This is a genomic window from Nostoc sp. (assembly GCF_036917155.1).
Taxonomy (GTDB): domain Bacteria; phylum Cyanobacteriota; class Cyanobacteriia; order Cyanobacteriales; family Nostocaceae; genus Nostoc.
This window is the reverse complement of record NZ_JBALDZ010000089.1, coordinates 1-22,665: the sequence shown is the minus strand read 5'-3', so window position 1 is coordinate 22,665 and position 22,665 is coordinate 1. Positions and strand designations below refer to the sequence as shown.

The window sequence follows — 22,665 nt, the reverse complement described above, 5'->3', positions numbered from 1 at the left end:
GTCGGATTTTAAATTTGGGATTTTGGATTTGTTGCGCTTGACTTCGGGCGGGGCATAAACCGAAATAATCTAAAATCTAAAATCTAAAATCTAAAATTCTTAGTCAACTTTGAACTGGCTAACGCTGGTTTCCAGTTGTTGTGAAGTCATCCGTAATTCCTCAAAAGACTCGGAAATGTGCATGGCACTTTCTGAAGTCTTACGGGCGATCGCCGAAACATCCATCATCGCCTCTGTCAATATGTGAGATTGCTGACTTTGATGGGAAACTGCTTGGGTAATTCCTTGTACCAGTCCACCAATTTCGTTGGTAGCTGCCACGATCGCACTGAGGGAATGACGAGTCTCATCGATCAAGTTCGAGCCTTGGACAACTTGGCTAATCCCCACTTCCATTGCTTCGGTAACTTCGTTGGTACCAGCTTGAATTTCTTGCACGAGGCGCTCAATTTCTGTGGTGGCACTAGCCGACTGATAAGCCAGAGAACGAACTTCATCTGCAACCACCGCAAAGCCTTTGCCATACTCTCCGGCACGGGTAGCCTCGATGGCAGCATTGAGTGCCAGCAAATTAGTTTGAGTGGCAAAGTTTTCAATCAGACTCACTACTTTCGAGATTTTCTGAGAAGCTTCACCGAGGCGTTTAATCTTCTTCGCTGTTTCCGACACGGTTTCCCGAATCTCCAAAATGCCCTCTACGGTTTTTTCCATTAGGGTATCACCAGCTTGGACGGTGTTATTAGCTCTTTGAACCGCCTGTCCGACTTTTTGGGCATCAGCAGCAACTATCTGGGTGGAAGTTACCATCATTTGTAATTGTTCCAGAGCGTGTTCGAGCCGTTCTGCCTGCTGTTGAGCTTGGTCAGATAGTTTCACTACTGAGATCGTGTTATTGCTGGAAGTTTCACTCACCCTGCCAGCAGCAATCTGCACTTGTCGCACTAAATCTCGCAAACTTTGGATCGTAGTGTTGTAACCATCGGCGATCGTCCCAATTTCATCTTCAGATAGGGGCGCTCGAACGGTAAGATCGCCTCTGAAGGATGGTTCCAAAGCCATGAGAACGCGGATAGCTCCTTGTTGCAGTTTTTCTCGGGCGGTGCGTTCGCGCTCTGCTGCTTCTGCTAGTTGCTGCTCTTGAATACGCACCTGTGTTAGGTAGTCTGCAAGATTCAGGGCAATACCAATCTGGACGCTGGCTTGGTTGAGAACATCTTCCTCGGATTGCTCCCACTGGCGCGGTGCGCTATTTTGATAAACTCCCATCAGTCCCCATAGCCGATTTTCTTGAAAAATCGGAGAAATCATGTAGGCTTTAGTTCCCCACATCTCTAACAATTGGATGTGACATTCGTCATGACCGACAGTATATATATTGTCAACCAGCAAACTTTCTTTACGGGCATAACGCCCTCCTTGGTTGTACTGGAGATAGGTATCTCTAACTCTGGCAAGGCTAGTTCCCACCAACTTAGGCCAATCCCCAGTCACAGACTCAACTACAAATTCTCCAGACCAATCAGGCTCAAAACGGTAAATTCCAACTCGATCTGCTTTGAGTAGCTGACGAAGTTCGTGGGTGGCAAACTGGACAAATTCCAGAACATTACCATGACTTTGGGCCATTTCTGTTAACCGACTTGGCAGGCGATAGGAAAATCGGGCGTTTGCTACTTCCCGTTCTGCCAGTTTGATCAGTTCCTCATTCTTACTTAAAGTTTGTTGTAAGTATTGCGATTGCTGGACAGCAACCCCAAACTGCGTGCCGATTTTCGTTACCAAGTTGACTTCATTCTCTTGCCATTGCCGCGGCCCGCTATTCTGATATGCTCCTAACAAACCCCAGAGCTTATTCCCAGCAATAATCGGGGTGATGATATAGGCTCTCATCTGGAATTGCTCGAGAATTTTCAAGTGGCACTGGGCATGACCAGAAGTGTAAATGTCATTTATAACAAAGGTCTCGTTGTGGCGATAGCGTCCACCTTGGGTTTGTTGGAGGTGTTCGTCTTCCCATACAGTCTTGATATCGGGGCCAACCAAAGCCACCCATTCACGACTTACGGATTCGGCAATAAACTCCCCACCCCAATCTGGATTGAAGCGATACACGGCTAGACGATCGCATTCCAAATGCGATCGCAATTCTGGTAAGGCATTGCGGAAAATCGTATCTAGCTCTTGAACTTGGCGAATTTTTTCTGCCAGCCGTGTCAATGCTCGTTGCCCTTCTGTGGTTCGCTCTAACTCTGCATTCTTCTTCTTAAGCTGTTCGATATACTCAACCTGTTGCAAGCCTATACCCATTTGCACAGCTATTTTTCTCAACAGTTGCACATCCTTGGATTTCCACTGCCGAGGGCCAGTATTTTGGTATGCTCCCAAAAAGCCCCAGAGTTTGTTTCCAGTGAAGATAGGAGCGATCGCGTAAGCTTTGGCCTGGATTTTTTCTAATATCTCTAGGTAGCACTGAACGTGACCGACAGTGTAGATATCATTGACAACAAAGGTTTCATGATTACGATACCGTCCGCCCTGAGTTTCTTGTAAGTGCTCGTCCATCCAAATCGTTTTGATGTCGGAACCAGCTAAAGACAGCCATTGATCTTTTACGGATTCGGCAACAAACTCTACACTCCAGTCGGGATGAAAGCGAAATACTGCTAGGCGATCGCACTGTAGTTGTTTGCGTAAACTTGGCAGCACATTCAGGAAAATTGTATCTGCCTCTTGAGCTTGGCGAATTTTTTCCACCATTCCTGTCAGCACCTGTTCCTCTTCTGCTGCTCGCGCCAACTCTGCATTTTTCGTTTTCAGTTGTTCGATGTACTCGGCTTGCTGCACGCTTAACCCCAACTGAATGCCCAATTTGGTCAGCAGTCGCACCTCCTCGGAATTCCACTGGCGCGGCCCGCTATTTTGGTAAGCTCCTAATAAACCCCAAAGTTTGTTTCCAGCAAAAATCGGGGCGATGGTATAAGCTTTAACTTGGAACTGCTCTAACAGGTCGATGTGGCACTGGGCATGACCAACAGTATAGATGTCATTGACGACAAAAGTTTCATTGTTGCGATAGCGCCCGCCTTGGGTTTGCTGTAGGTGTTCGTCTTCCCACACAGTCTTGATATCGGGGCCAACCAGAGGCACCCAGTCACTTCCTACAGATTCAGCCATAAATTCACCACTCCAGTCAGAGTTGAAGCGATATATTGCTAGGCGATCGCATTTCAACAACTGCCGCAATTCTGCCAAGGTAGTGCGGTAAATTGTTTCTGGCTGTTGGGAATGACGCATTCTATCCGTCATTCGGGCGATGGCGTTTTCTACTTCAGCTACTTGTGTCATTTCGATATTTTTTAACCGTAGCTGTTCGATATATTCAGCTTGCTGGAGGGCAATACTCAAAGGTTCGCCGATCTGCAACAAAGCACCGATCTCTTCCTCAGTCCATTTCCGAACATCAGAATTCTGATAGGCTGCTAACAAACCCCAAAGATTACCAGCGCGGAAGATGGGAACATTAATGTATGCTTTGGCTTGGAACTTCTCTAATGTTTCTAAATAACAAGGTGAAAAACCAGCAGCAGAAATATCGTTGACTTTACGAAAGCGCGTTCCTTTGGTGTACAGTCCACCCTGGGTTTCCTTCAGATAAGTATCGGCATCAGGTTTAATAGGGGAGCCATAGTCCTTAACATGACAACGCTCTGAAGATATCAGACCTGTTTTTAAAATGCTGTCTTGTTCCTGCATCTCCAACAGTGACGGCCAACCAGTAGCCACAGATTCAGCGATCACTTCTCCACTCCAGTCTGGATAAACTTGATAAACGACAACGCGATCGCATTTTAAAAATCGCCGCAACTCTTGGGTGGTAATCCGGAAAAGGGTGCGAAGATCCATTGCTTGCCCGATCTTTTCAATGATGCCGAAAACAGTACGTTCTCGTTCAATCAGTTTGGCTGACTCCTCAGAGCGGTGATCGAGTTGTTGCTGATATTGCAACTGTTGAATAGCAATACTAGACAGAGATGCAACCTGCACCATTAGTCGCACTTCACTATCTTTCCACTGACGAGGCTGAGAATTTTGATAGGCAGCGAGCAAGCCCCACAACTTTTCTCCCTGGAAGATGGCAACAATAATGTATGCTTTGGCTTGATAGGTTTCTAAAACTTTGATATAGCAGTCAGAAAAACCAGCACTGTAAATATCATTAGTGACTCGATAAATCTGTCCGCGATGGAAAGTTTTGCCTTGGGTGTGATGAATGTAGCTATCTGCACTGGGCAATCGCCCTGTTGTCCCAGCCAATCCCCCTTCGTCTGCAAGGTTCCTCACACTGCAATAGTTAACGTTCTTGACAATCGCTGGGTTGTTTCGCTGTTCTTCTAATAGAGAAACCCACTCAGATCCAACAGATTCAGCGATAAATTCCCCACTCCAATCTGGCTGGAAACGATAAATTGCCACGCGATCGCATTTTAGTGACTGTCGCACTTCTTGGATGGCAACGCGAAAGATGGTATCCAAATCTTTGGACTGGAGAATTTTATTCGCTACACCGACCAGGATTTGGTCTTTTTCCACTTCTTGTTGCAATGTAGCCTGAATCACGGCAACTTGCAGTTGCACTTCTAATTCCTGCTCGATCAATTTTAGTAACCGAATTTCAGCATTTTGCCACTGGCGAGCAGCAGTGCATTGCTGCACTACCAACAAACCCCAAACCTCATCTTTTACTAAGATCGGCAAACTCACACAAGCTCTTACCTGAAACCGATCCACGAGCTGCTTTTGGTAAGGGGACAAGCTAGCAGTGTAGGTATCCGCGATCGCGACTAATTTTTCTTGTTGATAAAGCTTGGCAGAACCTAACCCAAAAGTGACGGCGGGTAGTTTTTCCTTCAGCATTGGGGTAAAACCATCCCTCATCGCCTCCGCAACAACTATCCCCAGCGTCGGATTCGTAAACTCATACAGCACCACGCGATCGGCTTGCAGTGAGCTTTGTACCTCTATGACAGCAGTAGCGAGCAAGGTATCTAGATCGGAAAATTGGCGGATTTTGCTGGCGATCGCCTGTACTTGCTCTACTTCTAATCCATCTCCTCCGTCTTGATATGGCAACACACTTACCAGTTCTTTTAAGTTGCGGATTCTCTCTCGCAATGGCCCTGTTTCCACCCAATCAGCTTGATCCAGTTCAGTTCGCAATTCTTCTAGAGTGGAGGCGATTTGCTGTTTTGCTGGTACATCAACGGTATGCCCATTATCGGTTTCCTTATAACCGTTGCTGGAATTTGACTGAGGTTGGCTCGGTCTAAGATTGTGTTGCGCTACCATAATCTTTCTTGCTATGTAAGGTTGTCGGAGTTAATAAGTAGAATGCAGAGCGTAGGCTAATTACCAAAAAAGGCAAAAGTAAAAAGTTAAAAGGCAAAAGAAAGAAAAAGAAAAATGGTCAAGAGCCGCCGAAATTTATTTATGGGGATTATCTTTTTACTTTTTACTTTTCTAGAACGGCTTCAGCGTCCATAAGCCCTTGTGCATCCGCCCTTGGCGTTGTATAGGAAGCTCTGAACTTTAAAGAGGCTGAAGGGCTTGAATCACAACCTGGGTGTCAAGTAACATCAAAGGGCTACCTTGAGAATCCACAAAGTAACCCTGCAAGAACGAGCCTAGTCGGGCAGGTAACATCGATGTCGAAATCGCTAACCGCTCTTGGGGATCGTGAACTTCAATGGTATTGACTTGCTCTACCAACAGCCCGACGGTTTGATTTTGGACTTGAACAAGCATCGCCATGCCAGAGTTACGCACACCTTCTCGCCGACACCAGTGTGTTGCTCCCAACAAAGCTGCTAAATCAAGAATCCAGATCGCTTCTCCCCGCCAATTCATTATGCCTAACAAGAATTCTGCTACCTGCGGTACTGGCAAAATCTCGGTCAGCGCAACCTGAATTACTCCCCGCAAATCAGCTAATGGGAGTAACCCATTTACCTTTCCATTCAACGGAAATCTTAAAAACCTCTGGTTGTTTCCTTGAGAAGAGTTTTCAAGTCGAAATTGACTATTCATGGGTAGCTCTCTAAAGCTATCATTGCCCTGTAGCATTGCCCTAGTTTCCTTTAGCGAATAAATTTATTAACAGTCTGGAGCAAGGTATTTTCATCTACAGGTTTGACTAAATAGCCATCGGCACCACTCATAGTGCCCCAAGTTTTATCAACATCTGTATTTTTAGTTGAGCAAATCACTACCGGAATTGCTTTTGTTGTCGGATCGGCTTTCAACTTACGGCAGAACTCAAATCCACTTTGACCTGGCAAAATTAAATCCAGTAAGATCAAGTCAGGTTTTTGTTGTTTCAACCTGAGTTGAGCCTCTTCACCACTGCGAACTTCATAAACTGAATATCCTCCTTGCTCCAGGTAACGTGTCATCTTTTCGGATTCTGTGAGACTATCTTCAACTAAAAGAACTTTTTTCATTTTTATTTCCTAACTATTTAATTGAGAATTTGAAAAATGATTGCGACAAATGAATTAACACCAACCCAGATGTAGAAAGCAATTTCCAATCCAAAATCTGTTTTGAAAATGGGTGTAGGGTAACCACTGGCATGACTACCGCTTTAACCTAAACGCTTAAATACTTGTGAAGCACATTGAGTACTTTCTCTGGTTCTACGGGTTTACCCAAAAAGTCAGTTGCTCCTACTAATTTTGCTCGCATCCGATCTACTATTCCATCTTTCCCCGTTAAGATGACAACCGGCACATTTTTGAGACTTGGAGTTTTACGGATTTGAGAACAAATTTCATAGCCATTCACTTTTGGCATCAACAGATCCAAAAAAATGAAGTCAGGCTTGCTTTTAATTAGGTTTAAAACTGCCGTCAAGGACTCTTGAATGCCAACAAAGCGATAACCTTGATGAGTGAGAATTTCCTCCAAACTGCGACAGATCGTCGGACTATCATCCACACAGGCTACTAAAGGTCTTGAGACATCAATAATTGCTTTGCTAGTCGCTGGGGGGGCAAATTGTAAAACAGTGTTCTCTTCTCTCTTCAGTGAAGAATTGGAATTATTAACTGCACTGGACGGACTGACAATTTCTTTACTAGTCGCTGGGAGAGCAACTTTTTTGAAATTGGGTCCAACTTGTATAACAGTATCCTCTTCTGTCTTTAGTGAAAAATTGGAATTATTAACTGCACTGGACGGGTTGCCAGTTTCTTGACTCATCCCAACCTTCCTGAGTCTTGGGGTAGGTGAAAAAGCGATCGCCCCTGCTTTTACCAATGGCATCAATAACCGAGTCAAAGCTAAGACATCCCGACCGCTTTTTTGCCCTAGACCTCGTAAAGTTTTTGTGCCATCAACTAGAGAAATAATCTGTTTAGAGGATGCTTGTCCTTGGAGTAGCTCAATTTGTTGAATGATCGGAAATAAATTGGGCGAGCAACTAGCCAGTCCTGCATCTCGCCATTCTTGCCAGGCAAGTGTCGCCTGTTTCAAGATTTCCTCAGTTGGTATTATAGCTAGGAGAACCCCAGGAACTTCACCAACAACGGTAGTATGTGACAACTGCCCTGCTGAATTGTCGGCATTTCTTTTGGCTTCAATGTACTGCATTATATCAAACAGGACTTCAGCTATTGAGCTTGTAATCAGGTTAACAAGTAGTTGTTGTTCGATTAATTTTTGTTCTCGCAACTTACCAAGAATGCAATACTCGCGATAATTTTCCTGGGGAGAGACAAGCTGTTCCAACTGTGTCACATCCAGATGAGAACAGTACCGCAACAAGTGTCTTCGCCATCGCTCATCGGCATTAGAACCGCCAGCCTGCCAAATTAATCGTCCTAACCGAAAATATAGCGTCCAAGTCGGCCCATCCCTTGCTTCAAGATTCAGCCTGCCTGTGAATAATTTAGTTTGAAGTTGGTTGATCAATTGATTCACAATGGATCGCACCTCCTTATATCTCTTGACTTTTGCATTTACATTAGAATTCTTCAAACAATCCAGCTTACTAACTTCATTGTGCGATTGCCAATAGCACAGTTCAAAACCTTGATTGAGCTACCCCAGCTTGTTATATGCCTTTCCAATCCGGATATTTTTAAAGTTAAAAGCCGGAAGCTTGAACAAAGATTTAAGCTCTTTTTCTAATTATTAATAGGTTAACTTCTTGCCATGTTACATCTACTAAGCATATTGCTTGTATAGATGTAGTTGCAATACAGACCTGAAAAAGATGGAAATCTTGAATACTACAAAGCATAGACCAGCTTTAATGCTTATCGATTTTGGACTATGCTGCTTAAGGCGACAGACACAAGCGATCGCCCAACAGCTAGTCTGCAAATACAAAAAATGAGCTTGAATTAAGTCAATAAATTGCTTGTTGCCGAATAAAGTATTGGCGATCGCGTTGTTCTAGTACGCCTTGCTTGATCAAGGAGCGCAGGACATCTATCGTTTGCACCCGGCTTAAGCCTATCACCTCTTCAATTTCTATCAGAGTAGCTCCTTCAGCTTGCTGAATGTATTGCTGCACTTTAGATTTAGCAGTATCCGCATTCAAGGCAGGCACTTTCTTAGTCATGGTATTGACGGAAGGACGAAAACCAGTGGCTTTAATTACAGAACGGGAGATTGAGCGTTTTGGAACTGTTACAACTAATTTCTCTTGTTTAGCAGGAGTCGGGGAAACAGCTTGTTTATGACTGTAATCGTCCCAAACACTGTTATGTAAGATTGCCCGGAAATTTTGCAAGTTTTGGAATAATGCCTGAGCCTTTGCTGACCGCTGTTGGCGGTATTCTTGCTGGCGTTGCCAGACATCTATTTTTATTTGCAATATTTCCAATTGCCGCTCTACAATCTCTTGCTGAAATTGCTGTTGTTGTAACTTTCTGTTGTTGTCAAGGCTGGTAACAAAACTGCTCAACTCTTGATGAAGCAGATCTGCTTGCAGCCGAAATTCTTGTTGAGTTAGCTGTTTCCACTGGTTAACTTTTTGACGGCGTTCAGCAGTTATTTGCAATCGCTGCGATCGCTCTTGTTCCCATAAATTCTTGAGAGCCATCAGATGAAATCTCCTATTTTTTTAACTAGAAATATTAAATAGGAGCCATGAAGACTCCCTTTTTCTAATGTGGTGTTAAACAGCAGATGGAACAGCAGCCTGAGATGTTAAACCAACTGCCTCGGCATATCTTAAGTAAGTTTCAACTGAAGCAATCACAATCCGAGCTTCTATTGATAGCAGTTCAATACCAACTAAAGAAACACGTACCCAAGCATCAATTACAATTCCTTTGTCCAAAATGCGGTCAATAACTTCAGCCAGACTTGAAGATGAGTTAACTTTTTCAACAGCCATTTTCTTTTCCTCTCACAACTCTAATTATTGATTTCATCTTGCTCTGATTGAGCAGTAGGTAAAACTTACACTATGTGTTTTATTCTTCCTGGGTTTAGTGTTCCCAAAAATCTGAGATAAATATAATAAAATAAAAAAATATTAAAAAGTTAACAATATTTTTTCTAAAAAAATTAAACAAAAAATCAGATCGTCTTTATTTTTTCTGAGAAAATTTTAAATATTATTTTTTATGAATTTATATGAGAGTATTTTTGAGAAAATGATATGGTGGCAGAGGTTCGCTCAGTGCTAATTGCCAGTGCGAGCATTGTACCTGCCAAAGGGAAAACAGCTGCGTACTGAGCGTTGAATCGTTGCGCTGTGCCAAAAAGTGGATTTGCTGCATATCTGGCTGTCGAGTTTCACAGATAACATTTGTATATGTTTTGAGAATTAACTGGTTCAAGAGTTCCCACTGTTCGCATTGTTGTGTCTGAAATACTTGCTGTGTTTGGTAGCGTTGTTTTTTAGCTAATAAATATGCTTTTCCCTTAGCATCAATAGTCTCAGAATCGTCAAGCAAATAACAGGGTGTCCCTTTTAAAGTGTACTCAACTTTGTCTGCTAGCTGAGTTAGGGCTTCTAGATATTGCTCTTGCTGCTTTTCTAGATGATTTAGCAGTTTTTCTACAGAGGTAAAACCCCTCCCAAAGCGTAGGGGAAGAAGGGGAGTTTGTTGAAAAAGTTCTCGAATCACGCGATCGTGGTTTAATACAGCTTGAAGTAAACGCTCATCCGTTGCCTGTATTGCCTCCAGTGAGATTTCCGGCTCTACGATCGCGGCTAAACCAGAAGAGTAAAAGAGTTCAATATTCCTTTCCATCCCTAAGGGTAGAACAAGCGGTGATGCGGTCGGGACTAGAAGAGCATAAACGTATATTGACATAAGTAATTAAGTCTGGACAAATAAAGTTAACTAACTAATAATTCCCTTTTGTTCTACCAAAGTTAGGAAGTCCTCCGGGACGCTTCTTTTGACATCAAAGGTGTTTTCGGAGGATAACTAGCTTCCGCTCTGAACTTCTGTGTTTTTTCAAGCTAGAGACTATTAGTCTGTCTCATAAAATTTGAGGGATAAGAGAACGAACCGCATTCGCGTTAGCGTCTCCCCTTGGGAGAAGGACGCAAAGAGCGCAAAGGAAGAAAAGTTAAGAATGAGTTCAGCCATCAGAATTAATGCGATAGGCCACTATTGAGATTGATGCTGATTAGCAAGCATTTGGTATGTAACTTGGAAATCATCATTTGTAATCTGAATCAAGCTGGAGTCAGTCAATCCTTGGGCGCGGTATCGACGAATTGCGCTTAAAGCAGCTTGATTGCTCAATAAAGCCAAGTCTGCTCCATTCCAACCCTCGGTAACTGTCGCCCAGGTTTCTAAATCGACATCAACCAGGGGACGATCTAGATTGTGAACTCCTAAAATCGCTAATCGGCTGGCTCGATCTGGTAGATCGATTTTTATTTGTAAGTCCAATCTTCCGGCTCTGAGTAAGGCAGGATCGAGCGTTTCTGGACGATTGGTTGCTCCTACTAACAGTACTTTCGGGCATTCATGCAACCCATCCAGTTCGGTGAGCAGTTGACCGACAACGCGATCGCTAACTCCAGAATCACCACTGAATCGTCCCCGTGCTGGTGCCAGGGTATCAATTTCATCTATAAACACAACGCAAGGAGCTGCTTGCCGAGCTTTGCGAAAGAGTTCTCTGATTGCCTGTTCTGCGGCACCTACCCATCGGCTGAGTAATTCCGGGCCATTGACAGCAATAAAGTTGGCTCTAGCCTGAGAAGCGATCGCTTTTGCCAGTAATGTTTTTCCCGTTCCCGGCGGACCCCACAATAGAATCCCACGGGGAGGCTTGGCTTTGGTTTGCTCGTATAGTTCGGGATAGAGGAGTGCGCCTTCAACAGATTCTTGAAGTTTTTGTTTCACATCATCCAAACCACCAATGTCATCCCAACTTACACTAGGTACTTCAATTGCTACAGTCCTGAGAACTGAGGGTTTTATCTCCTTAATTGCTTCGAGAAAATCCTGCTGTATGATAGTCATGTTCTCAGGAACGGGACTGTTGAGGGAGGGGACTTGACGACGAAGGGCAATGTAGGCTGCTTTTTGACAAAGAGCTTTGATATCGGCACCGACAAAACCGACAGCCAAATCGGCGATCGCTCCTAAATTAACTGAAGTCTCCAAGGGCATGGCACTTGTCAAAATCGTCAGAATTTCCAATCGTCCATTGCGATCGGGAACTTGAAAATGAACTTCGCGATCAAAGCGTCCCGGACGACGAAGCGCCGGATCGAGATCATCGGGACGATTTGTTGCCGCTAATACAATTACGCCCTCGGTTTTGGCAAACCCATCCATTAACCCAAGCAACTGCGCCACTAGTCTTTTTTCAACTTCACCTTCCACTTGGCTGCGATCTGGGGCAAGGCTATCAATTTCGTCAATAAATATCAAGCAGGGAGCAGAACGAGTTGCTTTCTCAAAAATACTTCGCAAACGAGCTTCTGCTTCCCCGTAATACTTGCTCATCACCTCTGGGCCATTGATGGCAATGTAGTTTAACTCTAACTCTTCTGCCAAAACACGGGCTGTTAAAGTTTTTCCTGTACCAGGCGGGCCAACGAGCAAAACCCCACGCGGAGGCTCTAACCCTAATTTCACCAATAAATCTGGACGTTTAAGTGGAATTTCAACTAACTCTCTGATTTCTTGGAGAACATCAGCCAAGCCGCCGACATCTTGCCAAGAAGTTTTTGAGTTCGTCCGAACTGATGGGGGGGTGACATCAGCATCATCCATTGGTGTAGCTGCATCGGTGGAATTGGATCTGACTCGGCTGGAACTCCTTGTTCTGGGAATATTGCCTTGTCGGGGAATACTACTGAGATGATGAGATCGAATTTGAATAGAAGTTTTTAACTCCCCTTTCTCTACTTTTTCTTCTAAAGCTTTGGCAATTTCTAATAGGTGTTCAAATCCTTTAAATATGTCGTCCATTGATTTTACTTAAATAAAAGGCAGAGAAAAATTTTATTTTCATAGGACTTACGCAAAATAATGAAAAAACGAACCGCATTCGCGTTAGCGTCTTCCCTTGGGATAGGACGCAAAGGACGCAGAGAAATAAGAGTTTTAGAGAGTTATTGCGTAAGTTCTGTTCCCAAAAATTAAAAGTTTCAATATTTTTTGATTTTTAATTTTTATTGCTGTTCAACAGAGAGAAGAATTAATCAGTTGGAAGTGGTTAATCGAAGACGAGCAAAGTTATACGGGGCAGTGAAATTGTTGTAGCGAATTCGCAAACGGTCTTCAAATTGACGATCGAGTGCTTCAACGTGTTCGCTAAATTGTGATTCTGCTTCCCAAGGAATTAGGTAGGCTGAATTGTAGATCATTGTGTCCATTTGGGGAGTATTTTCTACCACCTCGATCGCAATGGAGTTGAGCGTGCCTTGAAATACATTGATGATGCCTTGCTTGCGATCGTTCATTCCCTGTTCGATGACTTGCCCTATTTGGATTACCCGCTCCATACTCAGGGGTTGACCCACTAGTTTATCCCTTTCGGTTTTGAGATTTGGGTGTTCTGCCAATAGTCCCTGAATTTCTGCCTCGGTATCCCAAAAAACTTTGACACTAACTTCTCGGCAACCCGATAACTTCGCAAGCAATTGCGTCAATGCTTCTTGATGAGGACGAATTAATTGCTGTGAAACCGTCTCCCAGCTTGAAACCAAAAGTCCAAATTGCACGGGCAGTAAATAGCGATCGCCTCCTTCCATGATCTCCTCAAGGACTTTCTCATGACTTAGCAGGTTACGACGGCTGGCCAAATAACGCTCTTGTTGTGCTTCCGAGTAGATGACTGCAAAATCATCCAAAATTTTAATTTGTACAGGTTGCCGATCTAAGCCCTCTAAATTTAAATTTTGTGGAGCAGGCAAGGTCAAAATTCCATAAATGTAAAAGCCATAACTCATAGAAACTCCTGGTAAGCGGGAAACTCAGTCCCTTTAGGGCTGAGAGGTAAGCGACTCAAGCGGTTTTAACCGCAGTCAGAATTAATTGCACTGGATGAGTTATCATATAAAGATGACTCAACCTATATCTGTCAAATGCAAGCTTATAGTACTCCCTGACTTTCGAGGCGAGATTGACCGCACGATGGAGGGGTTTGCCGATGCTTGCAATCAGATTTTGGAAGTAGCCAAGCGCGAAAATTGCTGGAATACTACCAAGCTTCACCACTTGGTTTACAAGCCTGTGCGTGAGACAACGGGATTGAAAGCTAATCATGTTTGTCAAGCTATCCGTCGAGTTATTGGTAATGCTAAAGCAGTTAAACAAATCCACAAATTTAGACCCACCTCTATCAGCTTGGATGTTCGCACCTTTATCTATAAGGAAGAAACCCAATCTGTAGGAGTGACTTTGATGTGTGGGCGAGTTGAATTTAAGCTGTCCATTGGTGGTTATCAGATTGCATTGCTGAGGGGTCAGACTCCAACCAGTGCAACGCTGAATAAAACAAAACTTGGCGACTACAATATCAACTTTGTTGTCGATATCCCAACTCAACCTACTGGCAAGACTCCCAAAGTAATTGGAGTTGATCTTGGTAGAAGAGATATCGCCACTACTTCTACAGGTGACTCGTGGAGTGGTAAACAGATTCAATCGGTTCGTGACCGTTATACCAAGGTCAGAGCTAATATTCAATCCAAACGCACTCGGTCGTCTAGGCGACTTTTGAGAAGGCTTTCTGGGAGAGAGCGGAGGTTTCAAGAATGGTTGAATCACAATATTTCTAAGCAGCTTGTTCAAAAATCTCAGATCCTGTTTGCGAGTTTGGCTTTTGAAGATTTGACCAATATTAGACAATCTCTCAATACCAAGCCTCGAAGTAAAATAGAACGTCGTAGAACTAATAATTGGGCGTTTTATCAACTGCGTTTGTTTGTTGGGTACAAAGCAAATATTGCTGGGGTGAGAGTGATATTTGTTCCACCTGCTTACACGAGTCAAACTTGTTCTCGATGCGGACATATTCACCCTGTTAAGGGCAAATCTTACCGCAACGGAAAAGTTTTTAAATGTGGGCATTGTGGATTTGAGCATGATGCTGATATAAACGCGGCTAAAAATATCGCTGCTTTGGGGTTGTCTGTAAGCCAGCCTGAAAGTCCGGGGTTGACCTGCCAATTGCAAGGACAAATGTCAATGTGAAGGCATGTTCGATCTGGGCTAAAGCTCAGTGTCTTTAGACCTGAGTTGCTTACAAGAATGTCTTACCAAGAAGAATTTAGATAAAAAAGTTATAGGGGTTTAGAAGTGAGTACTAGTCTTAACTTGGCATGAACTAAGCTTAACTGAGCCAGTCCTAAGTCCAAGTCACCTTCAACCACAACACCCGTATTTAATAGGCGATCGAGAAGTTCTAAAATAGAAGGTTGACTAGAGGTTTCACCGGGGTAATATCCTCCAGATTGGGGAAGTAAAGTTCCCATTTCACCCAAGTTAATATTTAGATCGGCTGGGTCAATATCAAATATCTCGCAAAGTTTAACAACCTGTTGTTCAAGCTGTTGCAGGCTTTCGGCAGCTCGATCTAGCTCATAGTCGTTGAGGGTGCCAGCATCCATTCGCCGAATCACCTGAGCTTCCATGAGTTGGCGTATCAGCTCAACAACCGTCAGTAACAATGGTGCTAAACCGGAATCGGAACCTTTTGATTTACTAATCGCCTGCATTCTGATGATTATTAGGATTGAGGACTTTGAGCGATCGCAGTTCTGTTTCTAGACTGGCAACACGCTCTTGAAGTTGTTGATTAGTTGCTAATAAGGTGCGAGTTTGACTATTAAGATAGGGGTCGCTCTCCCACCAGTTAATTCCAATCTCTTTGGCTTTATCAACAGAAGAAATCAACAAACGAATCCGGATGTTGAGCAGTTCTGTAGAGCCTACGGAAATAGAAATATCTCCTGCGATCACAATGCCTTTATCCAGAACCCGTTCTAGAATATCTGCCAAGCTAGAACCCTGAGTTGCTGTGATCACTCCTCGGTTAGTATTAGTACTCATTTGTTTATTAAATGGCCAGAATCAAAAGCAACTGTTTGTGATACCTTCGGCGACTCGGCATTGCCCTGCATTTGGACTAATACTCCCTGCTCCCTGAGAGACTTGAGTGCAGCGACAATTTGACTGCGATCGATCCCTAATTCTACTGCCAATTCAGAGAAGCGCCTTCCTGGAGAATTACACAGGTAGTTGTAGACTTCATGCTCGTAAGGTACTCGCTGTTCCAATACAATCTGATTTTGGTTGTTTGGTATTATCTCTGACGACTGAGATTGAGTATTTATACGATGATACAATTCACTTAAAACCTCTTCCAGTAGCCGAGTTGCTTCCGTGAGAGGTTGATTCGTGCGAGAAAGCAGGATATCGGCACAAATATCTTGGAAGCAAGGATCTCCAGGGTTTACGGAAATTTCGTGTTCGTGGCAGATTTTGGCAATCATCAGACAGGAACGTAATCCACCGCCCTGTCCAGAGCCAGATCGACTCCAAAACGTCCGTACTAAGCGGACAATTTCTTCTGCTTTCTCAGAATCTATGCCTGTTTTATGAACTACAATTTCCTGCTGAGTCAGTTCATCAGGTGTAGGCATATCGATGGTAATCACACGATCTATCAAAGCATCCTGAGTTGCATGAACTCCACAATACTCTTGAGGGTTTGATGTTAAAATTGCCCGAAACTGAGGATGAACCCGGATATACTCGGCTCGATGTTGGTTTGTTGGTAATACTAACAACCTCTCCTCAAGTACGGAGAGTAAAACGTTATTTACTTCCGGGTGCGATCGATTGAATTCGTCATAAACCAGCGTAAATCCTTCTTTACAAGCTAGGGTTAATCGTGCATCAACCCAATGTTGTCGGAGTTCATCCTCAACTTTGACAACGCTGTGGATGAAGTTATCAACAACCTTTTTACGGGTATAACCTAATTGATTACCAATCAAGTCTGAGGTTTTAAACTCATCATCTCCAAATAAGAGGATAATCGGCTGGTTGAGCAAATCAGCTAGATGCATTGCCAGAGTAGTTTTTCCGACTCCGGCTGAACCACGTAAATGTATTGAAAACCCTGACTGTAGATAGCGCAAAGCACGTTGAGCGATGCGTTGAACAGCAGGTGTATTGACAAATCGCTGGGGAGATGCATTTAATACTGTTGTCAAACTCTAAGTACCTCCTAAAATAGGAATGTCATGCAAAAGTATTTTTTTTACATTGCAAATATAAAATACAGATGTCCATCAGCCTTAACTGGACTCAAATCCAACGGATTTTGGCATCAACACAAGACTAGTAATGTTTAATATTTATGTCATCAGCATGATTACGGTCTTGAGAGGATACCTTTAATAAGTCCACACAAGTGTAAAGCAATATGGTTCTGCGCTTCTTACTATTACCGATTACTGGCCCATTAATGGGGGTAACGTGGCTTGGGGAAAAAATTTTAGAACAGGCGAGTACTGAAATTGATGATAAAGAAAATCTCAGCAAGCAGCTTCTTGGACTCCAACTTGCTTTTGATATGGGAGAAATTCCTGAAGAAGAGTTTGAAATTCAGGAAGAAGCTCTTTTATTAGCAATTCTGGAAGCAGAACAGGAGGAACGCAATCAAACACAAGAGTAGTGAATCTTTCCTCTGGAGTTTAGACTTAGGTGATTTCTAGGAAAGAATTTACCAATAGAGGTAGAATGTACCCTTGATGCAAAACAAACAGGAGCAAGCATTGGATACGTTAGCCATAGCAGGCGCAGCCAAATCATTAACAGCATCGCAAGGTTACAAATAAGTAATCGGACAGAAATATTTACCAAGCCCCTTCGGGGCGGGAACAGGGAACTCTTAACAGGGAACAGAAAAAAAATTAGCCCCGAATACAGGGTTTAAAGCCCCTAAATTTATTTATGAAAAGAGATAAAAATATTTGAAACGAGATGGCGTCAGCCACGATGTTTCAATGTGTCCTTGTACAAATCCCCTGATTTTAATTATGGGGATTTCCCTGTTGCCTGTTGCCCGTTCCCTGTTCCCTTTTAAACATTAGGTTTTAGGCTACATAAGGGTTTCAGGTCGAAATTTGTGTAATTAATTTTGTCTTACTACTGATTAAGGTCAATAGTATTTGAGATGCGCTTCCCCTGGTTGGGGATTAGGAACTAGGAATTACGAATAATTACTGACTCTTGACCTTTGACTATTAACAATGTAATCTATGTAGTGTTTTAATTTTAGAGAAAACTAACTGTTTATATGCGATTCAATAGACTTTTCATCGCATCTTCTCTGTTAATTAATAGTCTTTTTATACCGAATGCTGCCATTGCTCAAAATCGCGGTACTCCGGGTAAATTTGACTTTTATGTACTGACACTCTCTTGGTCGCCAGATTATTGTGCAACAAATGGCAGCCGTGACCAGCAGCAGTGTGGTTCTGGAAGGAAACTTGGTTTTGTATTACATGGTTTGTGGCCGCAGTACCAAAATGGTTATCCTGCTAATTGTTCCACGCAAAAATTACCGTCGGAAGTAAAGCGACAGTTTCCCAATTTGTATCCTAGTAATAAACTTTACGATCATGAATGGGAAAAACATGGTACCTGTTCAGGGAAAACTCCTGCGGAATACTTGGGATTGAGTAAAAAGTTAAAAGATGCGATCGCTATTCCCGCAGCTTATAATCGTCCTACAAAACCCTTGCGTACCACAATTACAAATTTTAAAAATTCATTTGTGAGTGCTAATAATATTACTGCTGATGGTATAGCACCTTTTTGTTCTGGTTCAGGAAGATTTTTGCAAGAAGTATTCTTTTGTTATTCCAAAAACGGTGAACCTGGTATTTGTAGCGCCGAGATTTTGAAGCGATCGCAAAAAAGTTGTGGTCAGCCAGATTTCTTACTGAGAAACGTTAGATAAGAATGGGGGATGGGGCATACAAGTAAAAAGAACCAAGTAAAAAGTAAAAAGAAAGATAAATTCAATATTTCTTTTAACTTTTAACTTTTAACTTGTTTCTCTCCCCCTACCTCCCCTGCTTCCCCTGCTCTCTTTCCCCCTGCTCCCTCATCTCCCCACAACTATAATATATTTAAATTTCCTTAACTTATTCTTTACCGTTACTTAGTTATTTCTTAATCTATCTGTCCTAATCTTCAAGTGTAATTAGAACCCATTCTTATTTCGAGATAGTAGACCCAATCAGAGAATCTGTTCAGAGAAAGGTTGTATTTATAACCATAAATTTTTGAGTAGATCGCACAATTGCAATGATCCCAGGTTTTTTTCATAGTTTTAATAGTTTTTTTGTAACACAACTTGTTTTGGTCAGACTGCATTCTTGTCTTTTATTAGGAGTGCTAAGTGGAATATTTATTTCTGGCTTTGGCGCTGGGTCTAGCACTCGGCTTTGAATTTGTCAATGGTTTTCATGATACTGCCAATGCAGTTGCTACAGTCATCTACACTAACACGCTGAAGCCAAACATCGCCGTCGTTTGGTCAGGTTGTTGGAACCTAATTGGTGTGCTGACATCGACAGGAGCCGTTGCTTTTGGCATTATTGCCTTGCTTCCCGTTGAGTTGGTAATTAATGTTGGTTCAAGTGCAGGCTTCGCAATGGTCTTTGCACTTTTGATTTCGGCGATCATGTGGAACTTGGGAACTTGGTACTTAGGCTTACCTGCATCCAGTTCACACACACTGATTGGCTCAATCATGGGTGTTGGTTTAGCAAATTCAATGTTAACTTCGGGTCATGTCTTTGGCGAGGGCGTGAATTGGTCAAAGGTGCAGGAAGTTTTTACATCTCTGTTGGTTTCGCCAATTGTGGGATTCACCTGTGCTGCACTGCTGTTAATCCTGGCGAAGAGACTGATCAATCGACCAGAGTTGTACCGTGCGCCAGATGGGAGTAAACCACCGCCACCTTGGATACGTGCTTTGTTAATCTTGACGTGTACTGGTGTGAGCTTCGCCCACGGTTCAAATGATGGTCAAAAAGGTATGGGTTTGATCATGCTGATCTTGGTGGGTATCATACCAGGTATGTTTGCACTGAATATGGATACTGATACAGCTGCGATCGCTCAGTTGTCTGCGACATCCAACTCTGTGATTACAGTGCTGCAACCACAAGCAGCTGGGACATTCTCAAACGGCCAAAATATCACAGATGAGCTTTCCAACTTCCTCAAACCAACTGGCGAAGCCAGCGACAAAACATTCGTAGCCCTTGCTGCCGAGAGTCGTGTAATTGGAGATAAGCTTACTGGTAAGACTAGTTTCAAGCAGCTTTCCAAAGATGAACTTGGCTCATTAAGAACCGATATGTATCTAGTAGCTGGAACAATTGGGAAGCTGGACAAGCAGAAAAAATTAACCAATCCCAAACAAGAAGAGCTGCTTACCAGCTATAAGAGCCAGTTGGATAAAGTAACCAAATTCATTCCTAATTGGGTGAAATTTGCCGTTGCTATTGCCCTGGGTCTTGGCACAATGATTGGTTGGAAGCGCATCGTAGTGACAGTGGGTGAAAAAATTGGTAAAGACCACCTTACCTACGCTCAAGGAGCTTCCGCCGAGTTAGTAGCGATGACAACTATAGGTGCTGCCGATTACTTCGGTCTACCAGTCAGCACCACTCACGTACTGTCATCTGGTATAGCGGGTACAATGGCGGCGAACCATTCTGGCTTGCAAATAGACACCCTGAGAAATTTGCTGCTAGCCTGGGTACTGACCCTACCAGTTTGCGTACTGCTGGGTTCTGCTACATACGCGGGTGGCTTGTACATAGTCTTGAATATTCTGGGTTTAAAGTAGGATAATCGGGCATGGGGCATGGGGCATGGGGCATGGGGCATGGGGTATGGGGCATTTGTTATTAATTCTTCTCCCCCCTGCTCCCTTATCTCCCTTATCTCCCTCATCCCCAACTCCCCAATCCCCAATCCCTAAGCTATCGTCACATCTGGCGACAAGTAAACATCTTGAATGGTATGAAATAGCTTCACACCTTCCTCAAAAGGACGTTGGAAGGTTTTTCGCCCAGAAATTAATCCTGAACCACCAGCGCGTTTGTTAATTACAGCGGTGCGTACTGCTTCGGCGAAGTCATTTTTACCAGTCGCACCACCAGAATTAATTAACCCCACACGCCCAGAGTAGCAATTCAGTACTTGGTAACGAGTTAAATCAATTGGGTGGTCGGTTGTCAATTCTGTGTAAACCCGCTCATCGGTTTTGCCATAACTCTTACCAGTAGCTTTGGCAACTGCACCATAACCATTGTTATTTTCAGGTAACTTTTGTTTGATGATGTCGGCTTCAATCGTTACACCCAAATGATTCGCTTGTCCAGTGAGGTCAGCCGCCAGGTGGTAATCTTTATCTTGTTTAAAGGCGTTATTACGCAGATAGCACCAGAGAATAGTCACTAAACCGAGTTCATGGGCCCGTTTAAAAGCTTGGCTGATTTCGTGAATTTGTCTGGTAGACTGGTCTGAACCAAAGTAAATCGTCGCACCTACGGCAGCTGCCCCTAAATTCCAAGCTTGTTCCACATCAGCAAACAACACCTGGTCAAATTGATTGGGGAAAGTCAGTAATTCGTTGTGATTGATTTTGACAATAAAGGGAATTTTGTGGGCATATTTGCGCGAAACTATACCTAATGTCCCCAAAGTGGTAGCAACAGCATTGCAACCTGCGGCGATCGCTAGCTTGACAATATTTTCGGGGTCAAAGTAAATCGGATTGGGCGCAAAAGACGCACCGGCTGAGTGTTCAATCCCTTGGTCTACTGGTAGAATAGACAAATAACCTGTGTTTGCCAGACGACCAGTAGAATAAAGTAACTGGAGATTACGCAATACTTGAGGATTGCGATCGCTGTTGAGCCAGATTCGATCTACAAAATCTGGCCCCGGCAAATGTAGTAAATCACGAGAAATTTTTGCTTTGTAGGTAAACAGGTCTTCAGCCTCTTTACCTAGCAATGACTCAATAGAATTAGGCTCTTTGAGCGTTGTAGTCATAGCGTTTTCCTCAAAATTTGAGCAAATGACCTTACTTTTAAGATAGCATTTTTAATACTGCTAACTTAGTTGTATGGTAATTAATTATGTGTATTCTTTTTGAATATATAGCAATCTTCTTTTATAAATGAAAATCAAAAGGCAGAGATTTATCACTTATTTTAAGAAGTCAGGAATCTTGTTGTGAGTAAAAAATTGCTGAAACAATATCAAGAGATAGGAAGTATTGCTCACTGAGCTAAGTAGCAGGAGCAAATCTCATTTACTTACCGCAAGTTAATGCAACTATGTCCTGAAGAAAAAGTAGATGAATATATTTTAATCGTCAAAGCAGATAAGCATTTAGAGAGGAGTAGCACTGATACCGCACACAAAAATATCTACACAGGTTTCGATATAATCCTCACAGCTATAGCTACCTTGATTGAATTTTACACTGCGGCATAGCATTCCAGCTAACAGCATTCCTGTAAACATATCCACTGCCGGAAATGGATCGAGGTCTGCTCTGACAGTGCCTCGTTTTTGACTCGATTGCAGGTAAGCTACCAGTTTTTCCCCTAAAGGCTTGGCAGCTTCTTGAATGACTTGTTTGGCTGCCTCTGGATGACGTTTGGCTTCTCCAATGAAGGTACGAATTAAGTCCTCCTGTGCCTCTAACATAGTATTGTAAAGATAAGCATACTGTCTTAAATCAACTTTTAGATCCTGCGTCCATGCTTCTGGGTGTGCAAGGGCTTCTGTCTGGAGTGCCAAAGCATTTTTCATTACTGCTCCCAAAAGTTGTTCTTTGCTAGCAAAATGGCGAAATAAAGTCACCTCATTCACACCAGCAACACGAGCTATTTCACGGGTAGTTGCTCCTTGAACACCTAAACTGGCAAATACCTGCAAGGCAGCTTCTATCAAACGTGTACGGGTGAGAGTTGATGAACGGATGATTTTATTCATTTATGCCGGCAAGTACTTACTTAAATGATATGTTATTTAAAAGGGAACAGGGAACGGGCAACAGGCAACAGGGAAATCCCCATAATTAAAATCAGGGGATTTGTACAAGGACACATTGAAACATCGT

General features: G+C 43.1%; 18 protein-coding genes. 4 read left to right on the top strand and 14 right to left on the bottom strand.

Translation table 11 applies throughout. The annotated features are described in order from the left end of the window. Positions 1 to 99 precede the first annotated feature (99 nt). From V7K67_RS13045 to V7K67_RS13005, 9 genes are all read right to left on the bottom strand, one after another. The gene (locus V7K67_RS13045) at positions 100 to 5,346 is read right to left on the bottom strand and encodes a GAF domain-containing protein (RefSeq protein WP_335166851.1); all 5,247 of its coding nucleotides are present in this window, start codon (positions 5,344 to 5,346) and stop codon (positions 100 to 102) included. Between the two features lie 240 nt (positions 5,347 to 5,586). After that, the gene (locus V7K67_RS13040; protein ID WP_334730254.1) at positions 5,587 to 6,084 is read right to left on the bottom strand and encodes a chemotaxis protein CheW; all 498 of its coding nucleotides are present in this window, start codon (positions 6,082 to 6,084) and stop codon (positions 5,587 to 5,589) included. Positions 6,085 to 6,134: 50 nt separating this feature from the next. Next, positions 6,135 to 6,497: a response regulator transcription factor gene (locus V7K67_RS13035; protein ID WP_073640802.1), complete on the bottom strand. Its 363-nt coding sequence runs from the start codon at positions 6,495 to 6,497 to the stop codon at positions 6,135 to 6,137. A gap of 148 nt (positions 6,498 to 6,645) precedes the next feature. Further along, complete coding sequence (locus V7K67_RS13030; protein WP_334730253.1) at positions 6,646 to 7,977, bottom strand: response regulator; 1,332 nt, start codon at positions 7,975 to 7,977, stop codon at positions 6,646 to 6,648. Between the two features lie 430 nt (positions 7,978 to 8,407). Then, positions 8,408 to 9,106 (bottom strand): gas vesicle protein GvpC, encoded by a 699-nt coding sequence (locus V7K67_RS13025; RefSeq protein WP_334730252.1) that lies wholly within the window; start codon positions 9,104 to 9,106, stop codon positions 8,408 to 8,410. Between the two features lie 75 nt (positions 9,107 to 9,181). Continuing rightward, positions 9,182 to 9,403, bottom strand: a complete 222-nt coding sequence (gvpA, locus tag V7K67_RS13020) for a gas vesicle structural protein GvpA (RefSeq protein WP_334710560.1) — start codon at positions 9,401 to 9,403, stop codon at positions 9,182 to 9,184. Positions 9,404 to 9,641: 238 nt separating this feature from the next. After that, on the bottom strand, positions 9,642 to 10,331 hold the full coding sequence (locus V7K67_RS13015) for a GvpL/GvpF family gas vesicle protein (protein ID WP_334730251.1): 690 nt from the start codon (positions 10,329 to 10,331) through the stop codon (positions 9,642 to 9,644). 303 nt (positions 10,332 to 10,634) lie between these two features. Beyond that, entirely contained in the window at positions 10,635 to 12,458 is a 1,824-nt protein-coding gene (locus tag V7K67_RS13010) for an AAA family ATPase (RefSeq protein WP_334730250.1), read from the bottom strand. 233 nt (positions 12,459 to 12,691) lie between these two features. After that, positions 12,692 to 13,441 carry a GvpL/GvpF family gas vesicle protein gene (locus tag V7K67_RS13005; RefSeq protein ID WP_335166848.1) on the bottom strand — a complete coding sequence of 250 codons (750 nt, stop codon included), beginning with the start codon at positions 13,439 to 13,441 and terminating at the stop codon, positions 12,692 to 12,694. A gap of 112 nt (positions 13,442 to 13,553) precedes the next feature. Here V7K67_RS13005 and V7K67_RS13000 point away from each other — a divergent pair, with 112 nt between their 5' ends. Next, positions 13,554 to 14,687, top strand: coding sequence for an RNA-guided endonuclease InsQ/TnpB family protein (locus V7K67_RS13000; protein ID WP_335166846.1), 1,134 nt, complete (start codon positions 13,554 to 13,556; stop codon positions 14,685 to 14,687). Between the two features lie 89 nt (positions 14,688 to 14,776). Here the strand turns inward: V7K67_RS13000 and V7K67_RS12995 are convergent, their stop codons facing one another. From V7K67_RS12995 to gvpN, 3 genes are read right to left on the bottom strand one after another with little or no spacing between them, the layout of a single operon-like run. Further along, positions 14,777 to 15,211, bottom strand: a complete 435-nt coding sequence (locus tag V7K67_RS12995; RefSeq protein WP_334710565.1) for a gas vesicle protein K — start codon at positions 15,209 to 15,211, stop codon at positions 14,777 to 14,779. Beyond that, positions 15,198 to 15,545, bottom strand: coding sequence for a gas vesicle protein (locus tag V7K67_RS12990; protein ID WP_334710566.1), 348 nt, complete (start codon positions 15,543 to 15,545; stop codon positions 15,198 to 15,200). Before V7K67_RS12990 ends, V7K67_RS12995 begins: the two co-directional genes overlap by 14 nt. Then, positions 15,542 to 16,714: a gas vesicle protein GvpN gene (gvpN, locus tag V7K67_RS12985; protein WP_335166844.1), complete on the bottom strand. Its 1,173-nt coding sequence runs from the start codon at positions 16,712 to 16,714 to the stop codon at positions 15,542 to 15,544. The genes V7K67_RS12990 and gvpN overlap by 4 nt, the downstream gene beginning before the upstream one ends. 212 nt (positions 16,715 to 16,926) lie before the next feature. Here gvpN and V7K67_RS12980 point away from each other — a divergent pair, with 212 nt between their 5' ends. From V7K67_RS12980 to V7K67_RS12970, 3 genes are all read left to right on the top strand, one after another. Then, a complete protein-coding gene (locus V7K67_RS12980; protein ID WP_334730246.1) occupies positions 16,927 to 17,178 on the top strand; it encodes a gas vesicle protein GvpG in 252 nt (83 codons plus the stop codon). A 624-nt stretch (positions 17,179 to 17,802) separates the two neighbouring features. Then, positions 17,803 to 18,468: a ribonuclease T2 family protein gene (locus V7K67_RS12975; RefSeq protein WP_334730245.1), complete on the top strand. Its 666-nt coding sequence runs from the start codon at positions 17,803 to 17,805 to the stop codon at positions 18,466 to 18,468. A 444-nt stretch (positions 18,469 to 18,912) separates the two neighbouring features. Continuing rightward, positions 18,913 to 20,373, top strand: a complete 1,461-nt coding sequence (locus V7K67_RS12970) for an inorganic phosphate transporter (protein WP_335166843.1) — start codon at positions 18,913 to 18,915, stop codon at positions 20,371 to 20,373. A gap of 131 nt (positions 20,374 to 20,504) precedes the next feature. On the opposite strand, the gene V7K67_RS12965 is transcribed toward V7K67_RS12970, so the two are convergent. Next, positions 20,505 to 21,587, bottom strand: a complete 1,083-nt coding sequence (locus tag V7K67_RS12965; protein ID WP_334730243.1) for a class I fructose-bisphosphate aldolase — start codon at positions 21,585 to 21,587, stop codon at positions 20,505 to 20,507. A 342-nt stretch (positions 21,588 to 21,929) separates the two neighbouring features. Then, entirely contained in the window at positions 21,930 to 22,538 is a 609-nt protein-coding gene (locus V7K67_RS12960) for a TetR/AcrR family transcriptional regulator (RefSeq protein WP_334710572.1), read from the bottom strand. Positions 22,539 to 22,665 lie beyond the last annotated feature (127 nt).